10 protein-coding genes are annotated in these 10266 nt (G+C 56.2%); 5 read left to right on the forward strand and 5 right to left on the reverse strand.

The window, feature by feature from the left end; genetic code table 11:
- Positions 1-28 precede the first annotated feature (28 nt).
- The gene (gene mdtK / locus HMPREF9538_RS01220) at positions 29-1402 is read right to left on the reverse strand and encodes an MdtK family multidrug efflux MATE transporter (RefSeq protein ID WP_004148609.1); all 1374 of its coding nucleotides are present in this window, start codon (positions 1400-1402) and stop codon (positions 29-31) included.
- Positions 1403-1631: 229 nt separating this feature from the next.
- Here mdtK and HMPREF9538_RS01215 point away from each other — a divergent pair, with 229 nt between their 5' ends.
- On the forward strand, positions 1632-2267 hold the full coding sequence (locus HMPREF9538_RS01215) for a riboflavin synthase (protein ID WP_002907792.1): 636 nt from the start codon (positions 1632-1634) through the stop codon (positions 2265-2267).
- Positions 2268-2303: 36 nt separating this feature from the next.
- Here HMPREF9538_RS01215 and cfa read toward each other — a convergent pair whose 3' ends face one another.
- The gene (gene cfa / locus HMPREF9538_RS01210) at positions 2304-3452 is read right to left on the reverse strand and encodes a cyclopropane fatty acyl phospholipid synthase (RefSeq protein ID WP_002907788.1); all 1149 of its coding nucleotides are present in this window, start codon (positions 3450-3452) and stop codon (positions 2304-2306) included.
- A 292-nt stretch (positions 3453-3744) separates the two neighbouring features.
- Complete coding sequence (punC, locus tag HMPREF9538_RS01205; RefSeq protein ID WP_002907785.1) at positions 3745-4926, reverse strand: purine nucleoside transporter PunC; 1182 nt, start codon at positions 4924-4926, stop codon at positions 3745-3747.
- Positions 4927-5038: 112 nt separating this feature from the next.
- Between punC and punR the strand changes: the two genes are divergently transcribed.
- Positions 5039-6043 (forward strand): DNA-binding transcriptional activator PunR, encoded by a 1005-nt coding sequence (gene punR / locus HMPREF9538_RS01200; RefSeq protein ID WP_002907780.1) that lies wholly within the window; start codon positions 5039-5041, stop codon positions 6041-6043.
- Here the strand turns inward: punR and purR are convergent.
- Positions 5970-6995: an HTH-type transcriptional repressor PurR gene (gene purR, locus HMPREF9538_RS01195; RefSeq protein ID WP_002907778.1), complete on the reverse strand. Its 1026-nt coding sequence runs from the start codon at positions 6993-6995 to the stop codon at positions 5970-5972. The two genes, punR and purR, sit on opposite strands and share 74 nt — an antisense overlap.
- A 295-nt stretch (positions 6996-7290) precedes the next feature.
- Between purR and HMPREF9538_RS31940 the strand changes: the two genes are divergently transcribed.
- Positions 7291-7380 (forward strand): YnhF family membrane protein, encoded by a 90-nt coding sequence (locus tag HMPREF9538_RS31940; protein WP_004152976.1) that lies wholly within the window; start codon positions 7291-7293, stop codon positions 7378-7380.
- A 166-nt stretch (positions 7381-7546) separates the two neighbouring features.
- Positions 7547-8716: an MFS transporter gene (locus tag HMPREF9538_RS01190; protein ID WP_004212762.1), complete on the forward strand. Its 1170-nt coding sequence runs from the start codon at positions 7547-7549 to the stop codon at positions 8714-8716.
- Positions 8717-8774: 58 nt separating this feature from the next.
- Here HMPREF9538_RS01190 and sodB read toward each other — a convergent pair whose 3' ends face one another.
- Entirely contained in the window at positions 8775-9356 is a 582-nt protein-coding gene (gene sodB / locus HMPREF9538_RS01185; protein WP_002907771.1) for a superoxide dismutase [Fe], read from the reverse strand.
- A gap of 469 nt (positions 9357-9825) precedes the next feature.
- Here sodB and HMPREF9538_RS0128600 point away from each other — a divergent pair.
- A partial coding sequence (locus tag HMPREF9538_RS0128600) for a helix-turn-helix domain-containing protein (protein ID WP_071813944.1) occupies positions 9826-10266 on the forward strand: 441 nt, incomplete at its 3' end.

Raw genomic sequence — 10266 nt, forward strand, 5'->3', positions numbered from 1 at the left:
GCCCGCCGGAGCGGCGGGCTTAGACAAGTTAGCGCGCAGCGCGCTGTAAGATGATGCTGGAAGGCTGGCGCTGCAGAAAACGCATCCGCAGCATCATCATGATGGCGGCGGAGGTCAGACCGATGATAAATCCGCACCAGAAACCGGCAGGTCCCATGCGGGGCACAATCATATCGGTCAGCGCCAGCAGATAGCCGCTTGGCAAACCCAGCACCCAGTACGCGGTAAAGGTAATAAAAAAGATAGACCGCGTATCTTTATAGCCGCGCAGAATGCCGCTGCCGATCACCTGAATAGAGTCGGAGATCTGATAGATAGCCGCCAGCAGCATCAGGTGCGAGGCCAGCGTCACCACCTCGGGATTATCGTTATACAGCAACGCAATCTGCTTACGCATCAGGACGGTAAAGATAGCGGTAAATACCGCCAGGCAGACCCCCACGCCCACGCCGGTGCGGGCCGAAACCTGGGCATCGATCGTTGAGCCCTGGCCAAGGCGGAAGCCGACGCGAATGGTGACCGCCGCCGCCAGCGACAGCGGCAGAACGAACATCAGCGAGCTGAAATTAAGCGCGATCTGGTGACCAGCGACGTCAATGATCCCGAGCGGGGAGACCAGCAGCGCGACGACGGCAAACAGAGTGACTTCAAAGAACAGCGCCAGAGCAATGGGCAGCCCCAGCTGCACCAGCCGTAACAGGACGGCAAAATCAGGGCCGCTGAAGCGCTCGGCGCAGCGGATATCGCGCATCGTACGCGCCCGGCGCACCCACCACAGCATGCTGGCGAACATCACCCAGTAAACGGAGGCCGTCGCCACACCGCAGCCGACGCCGCCCAGCTCGGGCATGCCGAAATGACCATAGATAAAAATATAGTTCACCGGAATGTTGACCAGTAATCCAATAAAGCCCATGACCATCCCGGGCTTGGTTTTTGCCAGCCCTTCACACTGGTTACGGGCGACCTGGAAGAACAGATAGCCCGGAGCGCCCCACAGCAGCGCGCGCAGGTAGCCAACCGCCTTCTCTGCCAACAGCGGATCGATGTTATGCATGGAGCTGATGATGTATCCGGCGTTCCACAGCACGACCATGATCAGCACCGAGACAAAGCCGGCCAGCCAGAAGCCCTGACGCACCTGCGGCGCGATACGCTCTCGCCGCCCGGATCCGTTAAGCTGCGCCACCACCGGGGTCAGCGCCAGCAGAAGGCCGTGGCCGAAGAGGATCGCCGGCAGCCAGATGGAGGTCCCGATGGCCACGGCGGCCATATCCGTGGCGCTGTAGCCACCCGCCATTACGGTATCGACAAAACCCATCGCCGTCTGCGCCACCTGCGCAAGGATGACGGGTATAGCCAGAGCTAATAACTGACGCGCTTCAACGAAATACTTCTGCACGTGAACACCTTCGAATTGTTGTTATTTTGAGACTAAAAAAGCCGCCGTAACTGGCAGCAAGGGGATAAAAATGAGGAATTTCCAGTCTATTGTAGCGAGGATTGGCTATTAAGCCAGTGAAAAAAGAGTCGAGGCACGAAGCGCGCTGGCAACCGCTTTGCCCTCCTGTTATTGTTCCCGATAGCGAAAGCGGTAATGATACCGTCATGATTTTCAACAGGAGCCAAACATGTTTACTGGTATTGTTCAGGGAACCGCGAAAGTGGTCTCCATTGATGATAAACCCAATTTTCGCACTCACGTGGTTGAGTTACCGGCACATATGCTGGAGGGGCTGGAAACCGGCGCCTCGGTAGCCAACAACGGCTGCTGCCTGACGGTGACCGAAATCAACGGCGCGCGCATCAGCTTCGATCTGATGAAAGAGACGCTGCGGATTACCAATCTTGGCGATATTCAGGTCGGCGATGAAGTGAACGTCGAGCGAGCGGCGAAATTTAGTGATGAAATCGGCGGGCATTTAATGTCCGGCCACATTATGACCACCGCGGAAATCGTGAAGATTCTGACTTCCGAAAATAACCGTCAGATCTGGTTTAAAGTGCAGGATCCAACGCTGATGAAATACATCCTCTATAAAGGATTCATCGGTATTGACGGCATTAGTCTGACGGTGGGTGAGGTGACGGCGACCCGTTTCTGCGTGCATCTTATTCCGGAGACGCTGCAGCGGACCACCCTGGGAGCGAAAAAACTGGGCGATCGCGTCAATATTGAGATTGATCCGCAGACCCAGGCGGTTGTCGATACGGTCGAACGCGTGCTGGCCGCGAAAGAGATGGCGGCTAAGGTCAATGAAGCCTGAAATAAAATCCCCCGCCGATAAGCGGGGGAGTGTTATTTAACGGGCGACGCGCAGTCCATGTTCAATACCGCGCGAGAACACCACCTGCCAGAGCTGAATGTCGCGGGCGCGGAAGGCGCCGGCGCAGGCGTTCAGATAATAGGTAAACATGCGTTTGAAACGCTCAGAATAGTTATCGGCAATTTCCGGCCAGCTGGCGAGGAAACGCTCATACCAGGCCATCAGGGTCGTGTCATAATCGGCACCGAAGTTGTGCCAGTCTTCCATCACAAAGTGCTTCTCGCTGGCTTCGGCAATGTGACGCACGGAAGGCAGGCAGCCGTTCGGGAAGATATATTTATCGATCCACGGGTCAACGTTATGGTCGGTGACCTTGGAACCAATGGTGTGCAGTAAAAAGCGGCCGTTGGGTTTCAAATTACGGTCGGCAACCTCAAAGTAGGTAGCGTAATTTTTCGGCCCCACGTGCTCAAACATGCCAACGGAGACGATGCGGTCAAAGCTGTCGTGCAGATCGCGATAATCCTGGAGACGAATCTCTACATCGAGATCGGCGCAGCGCGCCTGGGCCATTTTTTGTTGCTCGGCGGAGATGGTTACACCCACGACGCTGACCTGATAATTTCGCGCCATATATTCGGCGAGACCGCCCCATCCACAGCCAATATCCAGTACCCGCATGCCTGGCTCCAGCTCCAGTTTGCGGCAGATGAGATCCAGCTTAGCCTGCTGGGCGGCCTCGAGGCTCTGCGCCTCTTTCCAGTAACCGCAGGAATACTGCATATAGGGATCAAGCATCCGGCTGAAGAGATCGTTGCCGAGGTCGTAGTGCTCTTTACCGACAATCCAGGCACGTTTTTTACTTTGTAGATTAAACAGACGAGCGCCTGCGATGCGGAGTGTGTCTTTGAAATGGTGTGGGAGCTGCTTTTCCAACCCGGCGCGTAACACCTTGTGGAAGAATATATCCAGACGCTCGCATTCCCACCAGCCGTCCATATAGCTTTCGCCTAAACCCAGCGAACCTTCCTGCAAAACCCGTTTAAAAAAGAGAGGATTTTTAACCCGCAGGTCGGACGGCGCGGAGCCATTGATTTCAATTCCCGCACGGCCTAATAATTCAGCTGCAATCCGGTACCAGTCATCATTTGGTACACTTACTTCTTCTATACACGATGAACTCATAGCTTCTCCATCACGCCCAAGTGATCAGAACCTTAAAACAGCGTAGACGCTTTTTTGGCTTTGTGAGAAATCTCACGGATAATCCGTGAAGTCGCTATCCGACGTAAACAGAGGAAGGGAGATAACCCTTGCCGAAAGGCCTTCCATGGTGAAACGGAGGCATCCTGCATCCGTTAATCTGTAACTATTTTCTATTTATGTGAACCCGGATCCAGTATAGGACGCTAAGTACTGGCTTTCAATAAAAATTTCTTAGCATGCTAACGACTGGTCCGGGCCCTGGCGACGGGCATTACGCGTGGGAAGAGTGGGGTGTCAGCTCCGGCGTCTGCTGCAGGCGATAGCCTATTCCGGCTAAGCCAATCGAAACCAGCATTACGCTGGTGGTGGTCAGCAGCGGCGTGGCGATCAGCGCGGATACCAGCAGACTGGTCAGGAAGCACAGGCCAAGCTGCAGGGTATTTTGCAGCGCCGCCGCGCGGCCGGTCGCCTGCGGAAAAGGCTTCAGCGCCTGAGCAACCACGATGGGGTAGATCCCGCCGTTGACCACCGCCATCATGCAGAACGGGATCATTAACGCCACCAGCGAGGCATGGGTTTGCAGGCCCACCAGCCAGGTGGCGGCTACGCTGACGGCAAAAATCACCAGCAGCCACGGCAGCATCTGTTGACCGGACCATTTCTGCAGCAGCGCGCGACAGCCATAGCCTCCCACCAGAAAGGCGATGGTCTGCGGAATATAGCTCAGGCCGATAGCGGTTGGGCCATAGCCCATTTCATGCAGGATAAAAGGTGAACCGGTAAGCCAGGCGAAGAAGCTGGCGGAACAGGCGGCGTAGATCAGGACGTTGCCGCTGTATTCCCGGGAGCGCAGCAGCGCGAGAAAGGTGATCTTTTGCTGCGTCACTACTACTGACTTCGCGGCTGCCTTCAGGCGCAGGGCAGGCAGCATCAGCAGCAGAGTGATGGCGAACAGGGTGGCGAAGATGGCTTGCCACTCGAAGTGCACCAGCAGCCAGCTGCCCAGCAGCGGGGCCAGCGCCGGCGACAGTCCTACCAGCGGCATAATGGTGGCGAAGATGCGGTTCGTGCGCTGGGCAGGATAGTAATCGGCGACCATCGCCTGCCAGGTAACGGCCGCGGCACAGACGCCAATCGCCTGCAGAAAGCGCAGCGCCAGCATCAGGGTGGCGTTGTGCACCCACAGCATCCCCAGACAGCCGGCCGCGAAAATCGCCAGGCCGCTCAGCAGCACCGGTTTACGTCCATAGCGGTCCGACAGCGGTCCCCAGAACAGCTGGCCCAGCGCGAAGCCGGCGAGGAACAGGCTCAGGCTGGCGCTAATGGAGGCGGCGGAGGTGTTGAGATCCTGCTGCATGGCGGCAAACGCCGGCAGGTACATATCGGTGGCCAGAAAGCCCAGCACGCTCAGGCCGGCCAGCCAGACTAAAAATCCTTTCCCGGGTTGTGACATAACGTTCTCATAGTTGGTGTACAGGTACGATGCCGCAGAGTGTAGGGAGTGCATTGTGGCTTGTGAAACGCTAATATTTGTCACATGCATTCAAAAATTTTGCAGGCAGAAAATGTGGTCTGAATACTCTCTGGAAGTGGTTGATGCCGTCGCCCGTAACGGCAGCTTCAGCGCGGCCGCGCAGGAGCTTCACCGGGTGCCTTCCGCGGTCAGCTATACCGTGCGTCAGCTCGAAGAGTGGCTCGCCGTTCCCTTATTTGAGCGTCGCCATCGTGATGTGGAGTTGACCCCCGCCGGGGTCTGGTTTTTACAGGAAGGGCGCTCTGTTATCAAAAAAATGCAGATCACCCGCCAGCAGTGTCAGCAAATTGCGAACGGCTGGCGCGGACAGTTGTCGATCGCAGTGGATGATATTGTGAAACCGGCGCGGATGCGTCAGATGATCGTCGACTTCTATCGCCATTTTCCCGACGTCGAACTGATCGTCTTTCAGGAAGTATTCAATGGCGTATGGGATGCGCTGGCCGACGGCCGCGTTGAGCTGGCGATTGGCGCAACGCGATCTATTCCGGTCGGCGGTCGCTATGCGTTCCGCGATATGGGGATGCTGAGCTGGGACTGCGTGGTGGCGAGCGATCATCCGCTGGCAAAGATGGAGGGACCCCTGAGCGACGACGTCCTGCGTAACTGGCCGTCGCTGGTGCGGGAGGATACCTCGCGCTCGTTGCCTAAACGGACAACATGGTTGCTGGATAACCAGAAGAGGGTAGTCGTCCCTGACTGGGAATCATCAGCAACCTGTTTGTCGGCAGGACTCTGCGTCGGCATGGTGCCGAGCCATTTCGCCCGTCCATGGATAGATCGCGGCGAGTGGACTGCGCTGGCGCTGGAAAATCCGTTTCCGGATGCCGCCTGCTGCCTGACGTGGCAGCAGAACGATGCCTCACCGGCGCTGAACTGGATGCTTGACTATCTGGGGGACAGCGACACGCTGAATCGGGAGTGGCTGCGGGCGCCGGAGAGATCCGCGCCCGCCAGATGCCTTAACGACGATAATCGACAAACGGGCCATCCGCTACCGAGCGGCGCTCAACCAGACGAGGGTGCACTTCGATAGACTGCGACTCTTCACGCTTGTTGACGATACGATCCAACAGCATGTTAAATGCGGCCTCGCCCAGGGAATCTTTCGGCTGATGAATGGTGGTTAACGCCGGGCTGAAATAGCGGGCGTTGCGCACATTATCATAACCGATCAGCGAAATGTCCTGCGGCACCCGCAGTCCCATTTCATCCGCCGCGCAGATAGCGCCCATCGCCATGATATCGCCGCCGCAGAAGACCGCCGTCGGGCGGTGCTGCTGGTTTAGGATCTGCTGCATTGCGCGGTAGCCGGACTCCGGCTCGAAGTCGCCCTGCACAATCCAGTTTTCCGGCACGCTGATATGCGCCTCTTTCATCGCCTGCATGAAGCCGGCCAGTCGCCCCGCGCCGGTGTTGCGCTCCAGCGGGCCCGGGATCACGCCGATTTCGCGATGGCCGCGTTCAATCAGGTAGCGTCCGGCGATATAGCCGCCCTGGAAGGCGTTATCGATCACCGCATCGGTGAAGTCGGCTTTCGCCTCGCCCCAGTCCATCACCACCATCGGGATATGGCGGTACTCTTCCAGCATGCTCAATACCGAATCCGGATACTCGGAACACATCACCAGCAGACCGTCTACGCGCTTTTGCGCCATCATCGACAGATAGGCGCGCTGTTTTTCCAGATCGTTCCACGCGTTACCGAGGATCAGAGTATAGCCCTTCTGGAAGCAGCTCTTTTCAACGGACTCAATAATTTCAGCGAAATAGGCGGCTTCGCTACTGGTCGCCAGCAGGCCAATCGATTTGGTGTGATTGACTTTCAGGCTGCGCGCCACGGCGCTCGGCGAGTAGTGCAGCTCTTTGATCGCCGCCCATACCGCATTACGCGTCTCTTCGGCAACGAAACGGGTTTTGTTAATTACATGTGACACAGTTGTAGTGGAAACGTTTGCGCGTTTCGCTACATCTTTAATAGTTGCCATTACATCTCACTCCATGCCTTGACCTGATCGCCTGATCATCGATACGTAAACGTTTGCCTACACACACCCTGAATACAATTTTCAACATTGCATCACGTCGGGAAAACGACACAGAACGACAGGAAGGGGTCAATGGCCGATACGCTTTTAAATTAGCGTGGGATTTTGTCCGATCTTGGGGCAAAGTGGAAGAGCAAAAATGTGCATCGCCCTAAATCCCGGAAGATTTTTGCGATTTTTTGTGCAAAAATGAGCAAGCTCACTTTTGGTGTGGGGATAACAAGAGGGAAAAATGATGGATACCAATTTAAAGTTTTCGCTGATCACCACGATTATTGCTCTCGGCGTGATTGTCGCTTTCAGCCTGACCGCCATACTGCACTAATGTTTCGCTGAGGGAGGAGGCCGCTTCCTCCCCATATCCCGCCATTATTATCAATTCTGCAAAAATCTTTTGTCATTTCGTTCACTTTTGTTTTTTTGTGATTGATGTCATGCTTTTGACTTCTGATGTTACGCCGTCCTCTCTGACGGTCTGATGGAGTCATTGAATGAAAATCAACTTTCCTTTACTTGCGCTGGCGATCGGCGCCTTTGGCATCGGTACCACCGAGTTCTCCCCGATGGGATTGCTGCCGGTGATTGCGAAAGGTGTGGACGTCTCGATACCGGTAGCGGGAATGCTGATCAGTGCGTATGCCATCGGCGTCATGGTCGGCGCACCGCTGATGACGCTGCTGTTGTCGCATCGCGCACGGCGCAATGCGCTGATTTTTCTGATGGGGATCTTCACCGTCGGCAACCTGTTGTCATCCATCGCGCCGGATTACACCACGCTGCTGCTGTCGCGCATTATTACCAGCCTCAACCACGGCGCTTTTTTCGGCCTGGGATCGGTGGTGGCGGCCAGCGTCGTGCCAAAGCATAAGCAGGCCAGCGCGGTAGCCACTATGTTTATGGGCCTGACCATCGCCAACATTGGCGGCGTGCCGGCGGCCACCTGGCTTGGCGAAACCATCGGTTGGCGGATGTCCTTCCTTGCTACTGCGGGATTAGGCCTGCTGGCGATGGTTAGCCTGTGGTTCTCCCTGCCGAAGGGCAGCGCGGGGGAACGTCCTGATGTCAAAAAAGAGCTTTCTGTCCTGCTGCGCCCGCAGGTGCTCTCCGCGTTGCTGACCACCGTGCTGGGCGCCGGGGCGATGTTTACGCTGTATACCTACATTTCGCCAGTGCTCAATACGCTGACCCACGCTTCATCGCTGTTTATAACCGCGATGCTGGTGCTGATTGGCGTCGGTTTTTCGCTAGGCAACTATCTGGGCGGCAAATTTGCTGACCGGTCGGTCTCCGGCACGCTGAAGGGCTTTCTGCTGCTGCTGATGGCGATCATGCTGGCGATCCCGCTGCTGGCGCAATCCCAGGCCGGGGCGGCCATCAGCATGATTGTCTGGGGCGCAGCAACCTTTGCGGTGGTTCCGCCGCTGCAGATGCGGGTTATGCGCGTAGCGCATGAGGCGCCGGGGCTCTCTTCTTCGGTGAATATCGGCGCGTTCAACCTCGGCAACGCGCTGGGCGCCGCCGCCGGTGGGGCGGTGATCTCTGGCGGACTGGGATACGCTTTTGTGCCGGTGATGGGCGCGATCATTGCCGGTCTGGCGCTGCTGCTGGTCTGGTTTAGCGGACGAGCGCAGCCGGAAGAGGCCTTTGCTAGTCAGTCATAAACGGGTGGGAAAGCGCTAAAAAAACCGCAGCCGGGGGGACCCAGCTGCGGTTTGTCGTTTATGCGGCCAGGTTAGCGGCAACAAACTTCCAGTTAACCAGCGCCCAGAAGTGATCCAGATAGCTTGGACGGGCGTTGCGGTAGTCGATGTAGTAAGCGTGTTCCCAGACGTCAACAGTCAGCAGCGGCTTCGCGTCGGTGGTCAGCGGGGTGCCGGCGTTGCTGGTGGAGACGATAGCCAGGCTGCCGTCGGCATTTTTGACCAGCCAGGTCCAGCCAGCGCCGAAGTTTTTCGCCGCGGCATCGGTAAATTTGGCTTTAAAATCCGCGAAGCTGCCGAAAGATTTGGCGATTGCGGCCGCCAGTTCGCCTTCCGGTTCGCCGCCGGCGTTAGGCGCCAGGCAGTTCCAGTAGAAGGTGTGGTTCCAGACCTGCGCTGCGTTGTTGAATACGCCGCCTTCAGACGTGCGGACGATCTCTTCGAGGGATTTGCCTTCGAACGCAGTGCCTTTGATCAGGTTGTTGAGGTTAGTGACATACGCCTGGTGGTGTTTACCGTAGTGATATTCCAGGGTTTCTGCGGAAATGTGCGGCGCCAGGGCGTCTTTTGCATATGGTAATGCAGGTAATTCAAACGACATTGCTACTCTCCTTATAACTTTTTGTTTTATCTCACATTGACAGGATGAGGTTTTCACCTGAATCGTGTTCTGACCGCCCGACGCTGTCGCGTCCCGGGCGTGTTATTGTATTGAGAATGTTAACATTTGCCGCAAGCAGTGAAAAGCCTTACAACGATAAAGGCTATTATCTCCGGTGCATGTGGTGAAGGCTTAACCGTTTTCTGCAGGAGTGGGCAATAAGCCGCCAAAATTGTTGCAACCATGTATAAGGAGATGCCCTCTGCGGATTTGCGAACTCGCATGGCGATTAACTACTCTGCTTCGCCGCTGTCACGCAATGCGCTGAACAAAAAATAAAACTTTAATATCAAACGATTAATAAAAATATGCGCTCAGGCAATCGTCGCTATGCCAATAATTCATTGTCTATTTTTTAATTTGTATGACAAATATAGCCGCCAGCAGTAATTTCCCCAGGATGATGACGATGGCAAAAACAGATGAGGTGGTGAGCGCGAAAATGATCCCGGTGGTGCAGGGGATTGTTGACTGGATCGAAGCACATATTTTCGACACCCTGTCGGTGAGCGCGATTGCGAAAAAGTCCGGCTACTCACACTGGTACTTCCAGCGACAATTCGCCATGGTAACGGGCTGCACGCTGGCGAGCTACGTCAGCCGACGAAAGATGACGATTGCGACAATCTATTTAACGCAGACGCAGGCGTCGATACAGAGTATTTCTCAGTGCCTGGGATACGAGGGACAAGCCGCTTTCTGCCGGACCTTTCACCGTCACTTTGGCATGTCACCGACCCGCTATCGTCGTGATACGCCGGGCAAAGAGAGCAATCTGCAATATCCCTTGCGGGTGGGGATGGAGATGGAGCAGGAGAGGCCCGGGGGGGGGGGGGGGGGGGGGGCGGGG

Source organism: Klebsiella sp. MS 92-3 (assembly GCF_000195655.1).
GTDB classification, from domain to species: Bacteria; Pseudomonadota; Gammaproteobacteria; order Enterobacterales; family Enterobacteriaceae; genus Klebsiella; species Klebsiella pneumoniae.